Source organism: Mesorhizobium sp. M1406, assembly GCF_040317555.1.
GTDB lineage: Bacteria > Pseudomonadota > Alphaproteobacteria > Rhizobiales > Rhizobiaceae > Mesorhizobium.
In genome coordinates this window covers 32,469-47,558 of sequence record NZ_JAMYKW010000001.1, presented here as the reverse complement: position 1 = coordinate 47,558, position 15,090 = coordinate 32,469, and the positions used below count along the sequence as shown (strand labels likewise).

15 protein-coding genes are annotated in these 15,090 nt (G+C 63.7%); 2 read left to right on the top strand and 13 right to left on the bottom strand.

Annotation, left to right across the window (positions count from 1 at the left end; translation table 11 throughout):
- Positions 1-66: 66 nt before the first annotated feature.
- Positions 67-744 carry a hypothetical protein gene (locus NKH03_RS34970; protein WP_502913473.1) on the top strand — a complete coding sequence of 226 codons (678 nt, stop codon included), beginning with the start codon at positions 67-69 and terminating at the stop codon, positions 742-744.
- On the opposite strand, the gene NKH03_RS00205 is transcribed toward NKH03_RS34970, so the two are convergent.
- The 8 genes from NKH03_RS00205 to uxaC form a co-directional block, all read right to left on the bottom strand.
- Positions 741-1,076: a cupin domain-containing protein gene (locus tag NKH03_RS00205; RefSeq protein WP_352966630.1), complete on the bottom strand. Its 336-nt coding sequence runs from the start codon at positions 1,074-1,076 to the stop codon at positions 741-743. The two genes, NKH03_RS34970 and NKH03_RS00205, sit on opposite strands and share 4 nt — an antisense overlap.
- 112 nt (positions 1,077-1,188) lie before the next feature.
- Positions 1,189-1,953 carry a 2-dehydro-3-deoxy-D-gluconate 5-dehydrogenase KduD gene (gene kduD / locus NKH03_RS00200; protein WP_352966628.1) on the bottom strand — a complete coding sequence of 255 codons (765 nt, stop codon included), beginning with the start codon at positions 1,951-1,953 and terminating at the stop codon, positions 1,189-1,191.
- Positions 1,950-2,801 (bottom strand): 5-dehydro-4-deoxy-D-glucuronate isomerase, encoded by an 852-nt coding sequence (gene kduI / locus NKH03_RS00195; RefSeq protein ID WP_352966627.1) that lies wholly within the window; start codon positions 2,799-2,801, stop codon positions 1,950-1,952. The genes kduD and kduI overlap by 4 nt, the downstream gene beginning before the upstream one ends.
- 21 nt (positions 2,802-2,822) lie before the next feature.
- Positions 2,823-3,599 (bottom strand): FadR/GntR family transcriptional regulator, encoded by a 777-nt coding sequence (locus tag NKH03_RS00190; RefSeq protein WP_352865016.1) that lies wholly within the window; start codon positions 3,597-3,599, stop codon positions 2,823-2,825.
- Between the two features lie 69 nt (positions 3,600-3,668).
- Positions 3,669-4,949, bottom strand: coding sequence for a TRAP transporter large permease (locus tag NKH03_RS00185; RefSeq protein WP_352865019.1), 1,281 nt, complete (start codon positions 4,947-4,949; stop codon positions 3,669-3,671).
- Positions 4,949-5,476 (bottom strand): TRAP transporter small permease, encoded by a 528-nt coding sequence (locus tag NKH03_RS00180; protein ID WP_352966626.1) that lies wholly within the window; start codon positions 5,474-5,476, stop codon positions 4,949-4,951. Before NKH03_RS00180 ends, NKH03_RS00185 begins: the two co-directional genes overlap by 1 nt.
- 59 nt (positions 5,477-5,535) lie before the next feature.
- On the bottom strand, positions 5,536-6,513 hold the full coding sequence (locus NKH03_RS00175) for a TRAP transporter substrate-binding protein (RefSeq protein ID WP_352966625.1): 978 nt from the start codon (positions 6,511-6,513) through the stop codon (positions 5,536-5,538).
- A gap of 33 nt (positions 6,514-6,546) precedes the next feature.
- On the bottom strand, positions 6,547-7,959 hold the full coding sequence (gene uxaC / locus NKH03_RS00170) for a glucuronate isomerase (protein ID WP_502913472.1): 1,413 nt from the start codon (positions 7,957-7,959) through the stop codon (positions 6,547-6,549).
- Positions 7,960-8,102: 143 nt separating this feature from the next.
- On the opposite strand from uxaC, the gene NKH03_RS00165 reads away from it, so the two are divergent.
- Positions 8,103-9,620 carry a mannitol dehydrogenase family protein gene (locus NKH03_RS00165; RefSeq protein WP_352966624.1) on the top strand — a complete coding sequence of 506 codons (1,518 nt, stop codon included), beginning with the start codon at positions 8,103-8,105 and terminating at the stop codon, positions 9,618-9,620.
- Between the two features lie 140 nt (positions 9,621-9,760).
- Here NKH03_RS00165 and NKH03_RS00160 read toward each other — a convergent pair whose 3' ends face one another.
- From NKH03_RS00160 to NKH03_RS00140, 5 genes are all read right to left on the bottom strand, one after another.
- Positions 9,761-10,168 carry a F0F1 ATP synthase subunit epsilon gene (locus NKH03_RS00160; RefSeq protein ID WP_352865027.1) on the bottom strand — a complete coding sequence of 136 codons (408 nt, stop codon included), beginning with the start codon at positions 10,166-10,168 and terminating at the stop codon, positions 9,761-9,763.
- Between the two features lie 100 nt (positions 10,169-10,268).
- Positions 10,269-11,861 carry a F0F1 ATP synthase subunit beta gene (gene atpD, locus NKH03_RS00155; protein ID WP_352865030.1) on the bottom strand — a complete coding sequence of 531 codons (1,593 nt, stop codon included), beginning with the start codon at positions 11,859-11,861 and terminating at the stop codon, positions 10,269-10,271.
- A gap of 70 nt (positions 11,862-11,931) precedes the next feature.
- Positions 11,932-12,816 (bottom strand): F0F1 ATP synthase subunit gamma, encoded by an 885-nt coding sequence (locus NKH03_RS00150; protein ID WP_352966623.1) that lies wholly within the window; start codon positions 12,814-12,816, stop codon positions 11,932-11,934.
- Between the two features lie 31 nt (positions 12,817-12,847).
- Positions 12,848-14,377: a F0F1 ATP synthase subunit alpha gene (gene atpA / locus NKH03_RS00145; RefSeq protein ID WP_352865033.1), complete on the bottom strand. Its 1,530-nt coding sequence runs from the start codon at positions 14,375-14,377 to the stop codon at positions 12,848-12,850.
- A complete protein-coding gene (locus NKH03_RS00140) occupies positions 14,377-14,937 on the bottom strand; it encodes a F0F1 ATP synthase subunit delta (RefSeq protein WP_352966621.1) in 561 nt (186 codons plus the stop codon). The genes atpA and NKH03_RS00140 overlap by 1 nt, the downstream gene beginning before the upstream one ends.
- Positions 14,938-15,090 lie beyond the last annotated feature (153 nt).

The window sequence follows — 15,090 nt, the reverse complement described above, 5'->3', positions numbered from 1 at the left end:
TCCACCCCCGCTGGTTCCCTCACGCACCACGATGTAAGCTCGGCCAGGCAAGCCAGGGAGGGCGCGATGCTGCGGACCAGACAGGATGCTCTCGGCGAGCGGTTCCAATTGCAGCACACCGCCTTCGAGGCGCAGCCTTTCCCTGACATTGGCGTCCGCAAGGATCGCCTGAGGCGCCTGCTGGCGCTGACCGGGCGGCACGAGGCCGAGATCTGCGCGGCCATCGACGCCGACTTCGGCGGCCGTTCCGCTCACGAGACGCGCCTGGCGGAACGAGCCGGCATCCGCCACGCGCTGTCCCACTTTAAGGGCTGGATGCGCGAGCGTCGTGTCGCCACCACCATGCCGTTCCTGCCGGGCAGAAATCGCCTCGTCGCGCAGCCGCTCGGTGTCGTCGGGCGCCCTGGAATTATCCTTTCCAGCTCGCCGTCGCGCCGGTCACGGCGGCGCTCGCCGCCGGCAACCGCGTGCTCAATCCCGCCTGAGCGCCGGGGCCTTGCTGCGCCCGCCTTACGGCAAGACGTTCGAGCGGCTTTTCAGCCTGCTACGGCACATCACCCGACCGAACGCGGCCATCAGCCATCGTCACCACTCGGAACCGGCGCGTTAAGACTATCTTCACCATCATGCGGCAGCTTCCGCATCCTGCGGTCATGTCTTGAGTACCGCGGCGCCACAAGCGCCCAGGCAACAACCCGCGCCTCCTTGGGGCGCGGGTCTTCCCTGCTCGATCTCTTCGGCTAGGCGAGAAAATCGGCCCGGTGCGGCGTAAAGCTGTCGACCAGCCGCCCCGCTTCCAGCGCCTTGACGCCGTGAACCAGACCGGACGGCACGATGAAGCTGCCGCCGGCCGCGAGGATTTCGGTCCGGCCATCGATGGTCACCTCGAAGCGACCCTCGGCGACGTAGCTCGCCTGAACATGCGGGTGCGAATGCAAGGCGCCGACCCCACCCTTGTCGAAGCCGAACTCGACCATCATCAATTCGTCCGTGTGCAGGAGAACACGTCTCCTGTTGCCGTCCGGCGTCACCGTCCAGGCGCCTTCGCCGGCATGCGCGAAAATCCTTGCTGTCATCGTCATCTCCTCAGAGCAATTCCAGGAAAAGCGTGAAACGGTCTTCCGTCCGGATTTGCGTCAAAACAAAGAGGTAGCGCGGTTCGGCGTTTCCGTGAAACGATGAACCGCGCTAGCGCGCCAGCCAGCCGCCATCCACCGGCACCACCGCGCCATGCATGTAGTTCGATGCCGGCGCCAGCAGGAAGACGGCGGCGTCACCAATATCACCCGCCTCGCCCCACCGGCCGGCCGGGATGCGCGCCAGGATAGCGGCGCTGCGATCGGGATCGGCACGCAGCGCCTGCGTGTTGTTGGTCTCGATATAGCCGGGCGCGATGGCGTTGACGTTGATGCCCTTTTGCGCCCATTCGCAGGCGAGCAGCCGGGTAATGCCGAGCACGCCATGCTTCGAGGCGGTGTAGGACGCGACGCGGATGCCGCCCTGGAAACTCAGCACCGAGGCGATGTTGACGATCTTGCCCTGACGCCCGCCGGCCAGGACACGCCTGGCAAAGGACTGGCAGAGCAAAAAAGCCGTCTTCAGGTTGACGTCCATGACGTCGTCCCAATCGGTCTCGCTGAGATCGACGGCATCGGCGCGCCGGATGATGCCGGCATTGTTGACCAGCCCGTCGAGCGGACCGCTTCCGTCCCAGATACGGTCGAGCATCGAGCCGGCGGCAGCCGTGTCGGCAAGGTCGGCGCTCACCGCCTCGAATTCCCCGCCCAACGCGGCGACCCTGCTTGCCGTTTCGTCCATCGACGAGCGGCCGACGCCGATCACCGCGCCGCCGGCGCGTGCGATCGACACCGCGATGCCCTGGCCGATGCCGGTGTTGGCGCCGGTGACGAGGATGCGCTTTCCGGCCAGGCCGAAGGCGGAGAGGTCGCTCACCGCAATTCGTCCAAGGCCACCGGGTCAACGTCGGTATAGTCGACATTGTCCCCGGCCATCGCCCAGATAAAAGCGTAGTTGGATGTGCCGGCGCCCGAATGGATCGACCAGCCCGGCGACAGCACCGCTTCCTCGTTGCGCATCACCAGATGGCGTGTCTCGTCCGGCTCGCCCATGAAGTGGAAGACGCGCGCCGTCTCGGCCAGGTCGAAATAGAGATAGGCCTCCATGCGCCGGTCATGCACATGGCACGGCATGGTGTTCCACACCGAGCCCGGCGCCAGCTGCGTCATGCCGACCACCAGCTGGCAGGTCTTTGCGCCCTCGGCATGGATGAACTGGAAGATCGAGCGTTCGTTGCAGGCATCTTTGCTGCCGAGATCGAGGCGCTTGGCATCGCCGATGCGGATCAGCCGGCTGGGATGAGCCTGATGCGCCGGCGCGCTAAGCAGGTAGAATTTGGCCGGCGCTGCCTTGGCCGCCGAGGCGAACGACACGTCGGTGGTGCCCATGCCGAGATAGAGCATGTCGCGCGCCTGCAATTCAAAGGACTGGCCGCCGGCCTCGATGACGCCTGCCCCACCGATGTTGACGGCGATCAGCTCGCGGCGGTCGAGGAAGTTCTTGGTGCCGGTCGGCTTGATCGCCTCCAGTTGAAGCGGCGAACCGGTCGGCACGGCCCCGCCGACGATCATGCGGTCGTAATGGGTGTAGGTCAGGCTGACGCGGCCGGACTGGAACAGGTCTTCGATGTGGAAGTTGTGGCGCAGCTCATCGGTTCCCATCGCCGCGGCGGCGACCGGATCGATGGCAAAGCGGGAGGTGAAGTCGATATGGCTCTGGCTCATTGTTGTCCTGACTTGAGATAATTATTCGCCGGTAGCGGCAGCTTTGACCGAGTCGGTGTAGAAAGCCTGACGCGCATGCAGGCGCTCGCGGTAGCGCTGCTGGCTGGCGGTGAGATGCGTCCGCATCGCTTCACGGGCGGCCTCGGCATCGCCTGATGAAATGGCGTTGAGGATCACCAAATGCTCGCGCTGCAGCCCGCGCTGGTAGCTGTCGGATTGCACCAGCTCTGTCGACCAGGGCGAGGTCACATCGCACGGAATGGCGCGCCGGCCGAGCACGTCGAGCATCTCGACATAGAACGGGTTGTTGGTGGCGCTGGCGATCGCGCGGTGGAAGGCGAGATCGGCCGGACCGGTCGGCTCGCTGGCAAGCAGCAGCCGCTCGAACTCGAAGAAAGCTTCCTGGATTGCCGCTTCCTGCGCGGCGTTGCGACGGATGGCGGCAATCCCCGCAGATTCGATCTCGATCGCAAGCCGCACTTCGAGCACGTTGAGCGCGATCGAATCCTTGCTGCCCATGTCGGCGGCCAGCGCGCCGAACATCGTCGAGATGTGCTCGGTGACGAAGACGCCGGCGCCCTGGCGCGGCTCGACCAGCCCGTCGGCGGCAAGTTTGGCCAGCGCCTCGCGAACGACGGTGCGGCTGACGCCGAAGGTCTCGGTCAGCTGGCCCTCAGTCGGCAATTTGTGGCCAGGCTGAATCTCGCCCGCCTGCAGCTGCCTGCGGATCGCCGCGACGACGGTTTCCGACAGCTTGGGTTTTCTCTCGACCTTGAGGTCGGCGGATGCAGCGGACACTTGATGGTCTCCTTAAGCAATTCCAGGAAAAGTGTGAAACGGTTTTCCGTCCGGAATTGCGTCAAAACTCTAGTGGAACAGGCTCGGCAGCCACAATGAGATTTCCGGTATGTAGGTGACAAGCATCAACACGACGAAAGCGGCGCCGTAGAACGGCCAGATCGAGCGCATCGCCGTCCAGATCGGGATGCGCCCGATGGCGCAGCTGACGAACAGCACCGCCCCCACCGGTGGCGTGCACAGGCCAATGCCGAGATTGAGGATCAGGATGACGCCGAAATGCACGGGGTCGACCCCGTAGGCCATCACCACGGGCAGGAAGATCGGCGTGGTGATGATGATCAGCGGCGACATATCCATGAACGTGCCGAGGATAAGCAAGACGACATTGATCATCAGCAGGATGACCAGCTTGTTGTCGGACACGGACTGCAAGAAGGCGACGAGCGCGGCGGGGACCCTTAGATAGGCCAGCAGCCAGCCAAAGGCAGCAGCACAGCCGATGATCATCAGCACCATTGCCGTCGTGCGCACGGCCGCGGTGGTGGCGGCGACGAAGTCGTTCCAGCTCATCGAGCGGTATATGAAAAGCGTCACCAGGAAAGCGTAGACGATGGCAATGCACGAGCTTTCAGTGGCCGTGAAGATGCCGGAGCGGACGCCGCCGAAGATGATGCCGATCAGGACCAGGCCTGGAATCGCGGCGACAAGCAGTTGCAATGCGCGGCCGAAGCCCGCGAAAGGCTCGGTCGGGTAGCCGCGACGGCTGGCGACCCAATAAGCCGTGATCATGAGAGACAGCGCCAGCAGCAAGCCGGGTATGACGCCCGCGGTGAACAGGTCGGCGATCGAGATGCGGCCGCCGGCCGAGATCGAATAGATGATCATGTTGTGCGAGGGCGGGATCAGCAGCGCAATGATGGCGCCGACGGAGGTGATGTTGACGGCATAGTCGACGCCATAGCCGCGCGCCTTCATCTGCGGGATCATCAGCCCGCCGACCGCCGAGGCATCGGCCACCGCCGAGCCGGAAATGCCGCCGAACATGGTCGAGGCAGCGATGTTGACCTGACCTAAGCCGCCGCGCAGATGGCCGACCAGTGACCCTGCAAGCGCCACCAGCCGGGCGGCGATGCCGCCGCGCACCATCAGGTCGCCGGCGAAGATGAAGAACGGGATTGCCATTAGCGAGAACACGGAAACGCCCGAGTTGAGGCGCTGGAACACCACAAGCGGGGGCAGGCCCAGCACCAGAACCGTCGCGAAGCTGGCGACGCCGAGGCAGAACGCGATCGGCGTGCCGATGATCAGCAGGAAGACGAAGGTGCCGAACAGAACCGTCAGTGCCATCACAGACCCTCCTCGCCCGTGGCGTACTGATCGGCATCGACCGGCAGTCCGGCAAACCGTCCGGCCAGCCGCTCAAGCGAAAACAGGCAGACAAGCGCGCCGCCCAGGATGACCGGCAGGAAGCCGATGCCGCCCGGGAAAGCCAGAGACGGCATCACCGTGTTCCAGGTCAGCCTGGCAAGCTGGACGCCGTAGACGATCATGCCGGCACCGAAGGCGAGCACGACGATATCCGAAATGCTGCGCAGCACCGCCTTGGCGGCGGACGGCAGAAAATAGAGCAACACATCGAAACCCAGATGGGTGCGCTCGCGAACACCGACCGCTGCGCCCAGGAAGATGAACCAACCCATCAAGAGCACCGAGAAGGGTTCCGTCCAGCTCGGCGAACTGTTGAGCACATAGCGCGAAAATACCTGCCAGAAGATGATCACCGTCATCAGGGTCAGCCCGATGCCGCTGATCCATAGCGCAAGCCTCGCCAATCCTGACAGCAGCCGCTCTATTGCGAGCCAAAATGATTTCATATGCACGCCTCCCCCGGATGATGGCGCGGACAATCGCCCCATCATTTGCCACGAACGGATTACTTGGTTGCCTGGATACGCGACGCGAGGTCTTTCAACTCGGGCGTCGACAGATACTTGTCGTAGACCGGCTTCATCGCATCGATCAGCGGCTGTTTGTCGATCTCGCTGACCTTGACGCCGGCCTTCTCGACGATGTCGCGCGACTTCTTCTCCTGCGCGTCCCACAATTCGCGCATCTTGACGACGCTGTCTTTTGCCGCTTGCCGGACGATCGCCTGGTCTTCCGGCGCGAGCTTGTCCCAGCTCGCCTTCGACATAACCAGCACTTCCGGAACGATCTGGTGCTGGTCCATGGTGTAATGCTTGGCGACCTCGTAGTGCTTGGCGGATTCGAAGCTCGGCCAGTTGTTCTCGGCGCCGTCGATGACACCGGTCTGCAGAGCCGAATAGACCTCGCCATAGGCCATCGGCGTGGCGTTGGCGCCCAACGCATTGACCATGTCGACGAACACGTCCGACTGGATGACGCGGAACTTCATGCCCTTCATGTCGGCCATCGAAGTGATGTCCTTCTTGGTGTTGTAGAAGGAGCGGGCGCCGGAATCGTAGAAGGCGAGGCCGACGAGATCGTGAGTCTCAAAGGCTTTCAGGATTTCGTCCCCGATCGGGCCGTCCATGACATGGCGCATATGCTCGACCGATCGGAACATGTAGGGCAGGGACGGAACCGCCGTTTCCGGCACGACACCGTTGAACGGTCCCATCGAGACACGGTTGAGGTCGATGACACCGGCCTGGGTCTGCTCGATCGTGTCCTTTTCCTCTCCGAGCTGCGCCGAATGGTAGACCTCGATCGAGTAGCGGCCATTGGTGCGCTGCTTGATCAGGTCGCCCATATATTTGACCGCCTCGACGGTCGGATAGCCATCGGGATGGGTATCCGATGACCTCAGCACGGTGTCGGCATTGGCAATGCCGACCAGCAGTGAGCCGAAGGCAAACGTAGCCGCCGTCAATTTCGAAAAATGCAACATGACTTCCTCCCTTTTAAAATCGTAGCGCCCGGCTCAGAGCCGGTACGCCTTCTTCGCAAGCGTGTAGGCAAGCTCCCGCGCAAGCTCATGCGCCTCGTCCTCGCGCAGCCTGTGCTCGACGACGAGACGCGCGAGGAACGCGCAGTCGACCCGCCGCGCCACATCGTGACGCGCCGGGATGGATGGAAAGGCGCGGGTGTCGTCGTTGAAGCCGACGGTGTTGTAGAAGCCGGCCGTTTCGGTGGTCATGTCGCGGAAGCGCCGCATGCCTTCCGGGCTGTCGTGGAACCACCAGGCCGGCCCGAGTTTCAGCGCCGGGTAGACGCCGGCGAGCGGCGCCAGTTCGCGCGCATAGCTGGTCTCGTCGAGCGTGAAGAGAATGATTGTGAGGTCGCGTTCCAGCCCGACGCAATCGAGCAGCGGTTTCAGCGCCGTCACATAGTCGGTCCGGGTTGGGATATCGAACCCCTTGTCGCGGCCGAACTTCTGGAAGATTGCCGTCGAATGGTTGCGCCATGAGCCGGGATGGATCTGCAGCACCAGCCCGTCGTCTAGGCTCATCTTGGCCATCTCGGTCAGCATCTGGGCGCGAAACAATTTGCGCTCGCGTTCGTCGTCGGAACCACGGCGAATCCGATTGAACAGCTCCTCGGCCGCCGCATCGGAGAGATTGGCGGTCTCCGCCGTCGGATGGCCATGATCGGACGAGGTCGCGCCAAAACTCTTGAAGAAGGCGCGCCGCCGGCGATGCGCATCGAGATAGCCGGCCCAGCTGCCGGTGTCGCAGCCGGTGATCTCGCCGAGCCGGTCGAGATTGGCCGAGAATCCTTCGAAGTCGGGATCGACGACCGCGTCCGGCCGGTAGGCGGTGATAACGCGGCCCTCCCAGCCGCTGTCGCGGATCATCTGGTGCCATTTGAGATCGTCGAGCGCGCCCTCGGTCGTCGCGATGACCTCGATGTTGAAGCGCTCGAACAGCGCGCGCGGGCGGAAATTCTCCCACTGCAGCAGCGTCGCGATGGTGTCGTAATGGCTGTCGGCGCTCGCCGCGGTCAACGGTTCGTCGATACCGAACAGATGCGCCAGCACATGGTCGAACCACAGCCGGGTCGGCGTGCCGCGAAACAGATAATAGTGTTCGGCAAAGCGCCGCCAGATCGTCCTGCCGTCGGTCTCGACAGGCGCGCCGTCCAGCGTCGCCACGCCGAGATCCTCGAGGCGGACGCCCTGGCTGAACAGCATGCGGAAGATGTAGTGGTCCGGCACGATGAGCAGTTGCGCCGGATCCGGGAACGGCTCATTCAGCGCATACCAGCGCGGGTCGGTGTGACCGTGCGGGCTGACCAGGGGCAGATCCTTGATTCCGGCATAGAGATCGCGCGCGACCGAGCGCGAATGCGCCTCGGCGGGAAACAGCAAATCCGCATCGGTCAGTGCCACGATCATCCTCCCAGCGGCTATCGGTAGGGTTGGCAAGAAATAATGTCAACATACAAAAATTAGATTGTTGTATGATGACTTTTCGGCCCATTGTGTGGCAGGAAATCGAATGTTACGCCGCTTGCCGACCACTCCCTGAGGCTTTTTTCATGCCATCCGACCGGACCAGCCGCGCCACAACGACCAAACGCCTTTCCTCGATAACGGCGCGGGCATTGCCGGCTTCGATCGCGACACCTTCGTACGATCGCAGCCGCGTCGTCCCGGGCATCGTGCATCTCGGTGTCGGCGCCTTCCATCGCGCGCATCAGGCGGCCTATGTCGACGACTGCCTGACTGCTGGCGAGACAGGCTGGGGCATAACAGGTGTGTCGCTGCGCAGCGCCGACACACGCGACGCGCTCACGCCGCAGGACGGCCTCTATACGCTGGCGATCAGAAGCAGCGGCGAGGAAAAGCTTCGCGTCATCGGTTCGATCGCCTCGATGCTGGTGGCGCCGGAAGACCCAAGCGCGGTGCTGGCCGCGCTGACCGATCCGCGCACCCGCATCGTCACGCTGACGATCACCGAAAAGGCGTATCTGCGGGCAGCGGGCGGTGGACTGGATACCGCTCATCCCGATATCGTCCACGACCTGGCAGAGCCGCAGACGCCGAAGACGGCGCATGGTTTTCTGACCGAGGCGCTTGCCCGGCGACGCGCCGCCGGCACGGCGCCCTTCACCGTGCTGTGCTGCGACAACCTGCCGGCCAACGGCGCCACGCTGCACCGGCTGCTGATCGAATTCGCCGAATTGCGGGATGCCAAGCTCGATGCGAAGGGCGATGCCGGGCTCGCCAAACACATCGCCGATGCGGTCGCCTTTCCGTCGAGCATGGTCGATCGCATCGTGCCGGCAACCACCGATGCCGACCGGGCGCGGGTCGCTGTCGAACTCGGCGTCGAGGACGCCTGGCCTGTCATGACCGAGCCGTTCTGCCAGTGGGTGATCGAAGACAATTTCCCAGGGGGCCGCCCGGCCTGGGAACAGTTCGGCGTCACCATGGTCGACGACGTCAGGCCGTTCGAAGACATGAAGCTGCGCCTGCTTAACGGATCGCACTCGGCCATCGCCTATCTCGGCCTGCTCAACGGTCACGCCACCGTCGACCGAGCTTTCGCCGATCCGGCGATACGGGCCTTTGTCGATACACTCTGGGCCGAGGCCATTCCGACGCTACCGAGGAATGCCGGGCTGGATACGGCAAGCTATACGGCTGAACTGGCCGAGCGTTTTTCGAACACCGCTCTCGCCCACCGCACAGCGCAGATCGCCAATGACGGCAGCCAGAAACTGCCGCAACGCATCGTCGCTTCCGCCTTGGAGTGCCTCGAAGCCGGCGCTGTGCCCGAACATCTGACGCTGGTGATCGCCGCCTGGATCGCGGCCTGCGAGGCGCGCGGCAAGACCTTGCCGGAGGGCCATTTCACTGATCCGCTTGACTCAGCACTGGCCACGCTTTTCGGTCGGAATCTGCCGACGGAAGAGACGGTAGCGGCTGTATTCGACCTCGCCGGCTTCGCCAAGGACCACGCCTCGCGTCAGACGCTGATCGAGTTCGTGGCCACCCACATCGTCCATCTCAAGCAGGGCGGGCCAGCCCTTGCGAGCAATCCTGAGCTATGACTTGATGGTTGTGATGGGCGCAGACCGTTGACGTCGGCGGGACAGAGGGGGGCGTGAAGGATCGCTACAGAACGCTCCTTTGCGCTACTGCGCTCCGCCTCGCGTTCGCTCTACCCGGATGGCGAGGAGATAGCTGGCCCTTACGCCGGCAGGATGGCAGCTTCCAGCGTCGTGAGCTGGCTAAGGAACTGTTCGGCCTTGCTTCTCGCTTGGTCGTCCTTGGCGTCGGCGGCGTCTTCCCTGGCTTCCTGGATGCGGCGCGCGAGATCGGCGCGGTCGACATCCTTCACCGCGACAGCCGATTCCGCCAGCAGCGTGCAGCCGGCCGGAACGATGTCGGCGAAGCCGCCGAACACCACATAGCGTTCTTCGCCGCCCGACACGGTCTTCACCGTGACGACGCCGGGCTTGATCGTGGTCATGACCGGCGCGTGATGCGCCATCACGGTCATCTCGCCTTCGGCGCCCGGAATGACGACGGATTCGACCTGCTCGGAAACCAGCAGGCGCTCCGGCGAGACCAGTTCGAACTTGAAAGCTTCAGCCATGTCAATTTAGCGAATAGCGAATAGCGACCAGCGAATAGTCAGAAGAAGAATTCGCCGGCCCATATTCCCTATTCGCTACTCCCTATTCGCTATTCGCTTTTTATGCTGCTTCAGCCGCCAGGCGCTGTGCCTTCTCGACTGCTTCCTCGATGCCGCCAACCATGTAGAAGGCAGCTTCCGGAAGGTGATCGTAGTCGCCGTTGCAGAGGCCCTTGAAGCCCTTGATGGTATCGGCGAGATCGACCAGCTTGCCCGGCGCGCCGGTGAACACTTCCGCGACGAAGAACGGCTGCGACAGGAAGCGCTCGATCTTGCGGGCGCGGGCCACGGTCTGCTTGTCCTCTTCCGACAGCTCGTCCATGCCCAGGATGGCGATGATGTCCTGCAGCGACTTGTAGCGCTGGAGGATCGACTGCACCTGGCGCGCGACGCCATAGTGCTCGTCGCCGACGACCAGCGGGTCGAGCATGCGCGAGGTCGAATCGAGCGGATCGACGGCCGGGTAGATGCCCTTTTCGGCGATGGCGCGGTTGAGCGTCGTCGTCGCGTCAAGGTGGGCAAACGAGGTCGCCGGCGCCGGATCGGTCAAGTCGTCGGCAGGCACGTAGATGGCCTGCACGGACGTGATCGAGCCCTTGGTGGTGGTGGTGATGCGTTCCTGCAGCGCGCCCATGTCGGTGGCGAGCGTCGGCTGATAGCCGACGGCCGACGGGATACGGCCGAGCAGAGCCGACACTTCCGAGCCCGCCTGCGTGAAGCGGAAGATGTTGTCGACGAAGAACAGCACGTCCTGGCCCTGGTCGCGGAAATATTCGGCGACCGTCAGGCCGGTCAGGCCGACGCGGGCGCGCGCGCCCGGCGGCTCGTTCATCTGGCCATAGACGAGTGCCGCCTTGGAGCCTTCGCCACCGCCCTTCTTGTTGACGCCGGACTCGATGAACTCGTGATAGAGATCGTTGCCTTCGCGGGTGCGCTCGCCGACGCCGGCGAACACCGAATAGCCGCCATGCGCCTTGGCGATGTTGTTGATCAGTTCCTGGATCAGCACGGTCTTGCCGACGCCGGCGCCGCCGAACAGGCCGATCTTGCCGCCCTTGGCGTAAGGAGCCAGTAGGTCGAGCACCTTGATGCCGGTGATCAGGATCTGCGCTTCCGTCGACTGCTCGACATAGGTCGGAGCTGGCTGGTGGATGGAGCGCATTTCGATCGCGTCGACCGGACCTTCTTCGTCGACCGGCTCGCCGATGACGTTGATGATGCGGCCGAGCATGCCCGGACCGACCGGCACGGTGATCGGCGCACCGGTGTCACGCACGTCCTGGCCGCGAACCAGACCTTCGGTCGAGTCCATGGCAATGCAGCGGACGGTGTTTTCACCCAGATGCTGGGCAACTTCGAGCACCAGGCGGTTGCCGACATTGGTCGTCTCGAGCGCGTTCAGGATCGCCGGCAGGTGATCGCCGAACTGGACGTCGACGACGGCGCCGATGACCTGGCGGACCTTACCGACAGCGCCGGTTGCCTTGCTGGCCACTGCCGATGTCTTGGCTGCGGCGGCCTTCACCGGTGCTGCGGCCGTCTTGGGCGGAGCCGCCTTCGCTGCTGGAGCCTTGGCCGCCGCTTTCGCGGGGGCCGCGGTCTTCGCGGCTGCCGCCTTGGGGGCCGCCTTCTGGGGGGTCGCTGCTTTCGCCATCGTCTTTACCCTTTTTCGTCCTTTGTTTCTCACGCGGTCCGGTCGCGGGTCGATGACCCGCGGACCGCGCCTAGAGCGCCTCGGCGCCCGAAATGATTTCGATCAGTTCCTTGGTGATCTGCGCCTGCCGCTGGCGGTTGTAGGTGATCGACAGCTTGTTGATCATCTCGCCGGCGTTGCGCGTCGCATTGTCCATGGCGCTCATCTTGGCGCCCATTTCGCCGGCCGCGTTTTCGAGCAGCGCCCGGAAAACCTGCACCGAGATGTTGCGCGGAATGAGGTCGGAGAGGATTTCGCCCGGCTCCGGTTCGTACTCGTAGACGGCGTTGCCGCCATCCGTCACTTCCGCCGGAGCCGAAGCAATGCCGGCCGGGATGATCTGCTGCGCGGTCGGAATCTGGCTGATCACCGACTTGAACTGCGAATAGAACAGCGTGCAGATGTCGAAGCCGCCCTCGTTGAAGAGCTGGATGACCTTCTTGGCGATGGCGTCGGCATTGACGAAGCCGAGCGTCTTGACCTCGCGCAGATCGACACGGTCGATGATCAGCGATGCATAGTCGCGGCGCAGGATGTCGAAACCCTTCTTGCCGACGCAGATGATCTTGACCTGCTTGCCGTCGGCCAGCAGCTTGCGGATGTGGTCGCGGGCGACGCGGGCGATCTGCGAATTGAAGCCTCCGCACAGGCCGCGCTCGGCTGTGCAGACCACGAGCAGATGCACGTCGTCGTTGCCGGTGCCGGTCATCAGCGCCGGGGCATCGCCGCCGCCACCGATCGCCTGGGTGATGTTGGCCAGCACGGAACCCATGCGCTCCGAATAGGGGCGCGCTGCTTCCGCGGCCTCTTGCGCACGGCGCAGCTTCGCCGCGGCGACCATCTGCATCGCCTTGGTGATCTTCTGCGTCGCCTTGACCGAGGCGATACGGTTACGAAGGTCTTTTAATGAAGGCATGCTTCAAACCTGATCCCGTCTTGCGCTTCGCTCAGGCGAAGGTCTTGGCGAAAGCGTCGATCTCGGCCTTCAGCTTGGCGCGCAGATCGTCCGACAGCGCCTTTTCGTTGCGGATGGCTTCGAGAACGTCCTTGCCGGCCGCACGCATGTGGCTGAGCAGGCCATGCTCGAACTTGCCGACCTGGTTGACCGGCAGCTTGTCGAGATAGCCGTTGACGCCGGCGAAGATCACCGCGACCTGCTCTTCCGTCTTCAGCGGCGAGAACTGCGGCTGCTTCAGGAGTTCGGTCAGGCGCGATCCGCGGTTGAGCAGGCGCTGCGTGGCGGCGTCGAGATCCGAGCCGAACTGCGCGAAAGCCGCCATTTCGCGATACTGCGCGAGCTCGCCCTTGATCGAGCCGGCGACCTGCTTCATTGCCTTGATCTGCGCGGCAGAACCGACGCGGCTGACCGACAGACCGACATTCACCGCGGGACGGATGCCCTGGAAGAACAGGTTGGTTTCGAGGAAGATCTGACCGTCGGTGATCGAGATCACGTTGGTCGGGATGTAGGCCGACACGTCGTTGGCCTGCGTTTCGATGATCGGCAAAGCGGTCAATGAACCACCGCCCAGATCGTCGTTGAGCTTGGCTGCGCGCTCAAGCAGGCGCGAGTGCAGGTAGAAGACGTCGCCGGGATAGGCTTCGCGGCCCGGCGGGCGGCGCAGCAGCAGCGACATCTGGCGATAGGCGACGGCCTGCTTCGACAGATCGTCATAGCTGATCAGCGCATGCATGCCGTTGTCGCGGAAGTACTCGCCCATGGTGGCGCCGGCGAACGGCGCCAGGAACTGCATCGGCGCCGGGTCGGAAGCGGTGGCTGCGATGATGATCGAGTATTCGAGCGCGCCGCGCTCTTCCAGCACCTTGACGAACTGCGCGACGGTCGAGCGCTTCTGGCCGACGGCGACGTAGACGCAGTAGAGCTTTTCCTTTTCGGGGCCGTTGTCGTGCACCGACTTCTGGTTGAGCATCGTGTCGAGGATGATGGCGGTCTTGCCGGTCTGGCGATCGCCGATGACCAGCTCGCGCTGGCCGCGGCCGACCGGGATCAGCGCATCGATGGCCTTGAGGCCGGTCGACATCGGCTCGTTCACCGATTTGCGCGGAATGATGCCGGGCGCCTTGACGTCGACGCGCTTGCGCTCGACTGCCTTGATCGGGCCTTTGCCGTCGATCGGATTGCCGAGCGCGTCGACAACGCGGCCGAGCAGGCCGGGACCGACGGGAACGTCGACGATCGCGCCGGTGCGCTTGACGATGTCGCCTTCCTTGATGTCGCGGTCGGCGCCGAAGATGACGACGCCGACATTGTCGGCTTCGAGGTTGAGCGCCATGCCGCGGATGCCGCCGGGGAATTCGACCATTTCGCCGGCCTGGACATTGTCGAGGCCGTAGACGCGGGCGATGCCGTCACCGACGGACAGCACCTGTCCAACTTCGGAGACCTCGGCCTCCTTGCCGAAATTCTTGATCTGGTCTTTCAGAATTGCGGAAATTTCCGCGGCGCGGATGTCCATCAGCCGACCTCTTTCAGTGCAAGCTTGAGCGAATTGAGTTTGGTTTTGAGCGACGTATCGATCTGGCGCGAGCCCATCTTGACCACCAGCCCGCCGAGCAGCGACGGATCGACGGTGACGGAGATGGCCACGTCCTTGCCGGCAACGCTCTTCAGCGCCGCCTTGAGTTCGGTTTGCTGGGCAGCCGTCAGCTCGTGAGCCGACGTCACTTCAGCAGCGGTTTCGCCACGATGTTCGGCGGCGATCTGGCGGAACGCCTTGATCATGCCGGGAATGGCGAACAGCCGGCGGTTTCTGGCGACGACGCGCAGAAAATTGCCGGTGAAGCCGGTAATGCCGGCCTTGTCGGCGATCGCCGCGATGGCTTTGGCCTGGTCCTCGCTGGAGAACACCGGACTGTTGATCAGCCGGGTAAGGTCGGCGCTGCCCGCGAGCATGGCTTCGAAGCTGTTGAGATCGGCCTCGACCTTGGCGACGGAATTTGCCTGCAGGGCGAGTTCGAACAGCGAACCCGCATAGCGTTCTGCGACACCTGAGATTGGCGATGACGATTGAGCCACGGACCGTCTTTTCTCTTGTCTGACAGGCCGTAGATTGTTGGCGCGAGCAAAAACTCTGGCTAAATCTTTGACCTTACTGCATTTTTTCGAGCACGGAGGCGCGGCTTCCGCTATCCCCGGCCGAAAGTCGATTGCCGTCTAGCACAGGCATTT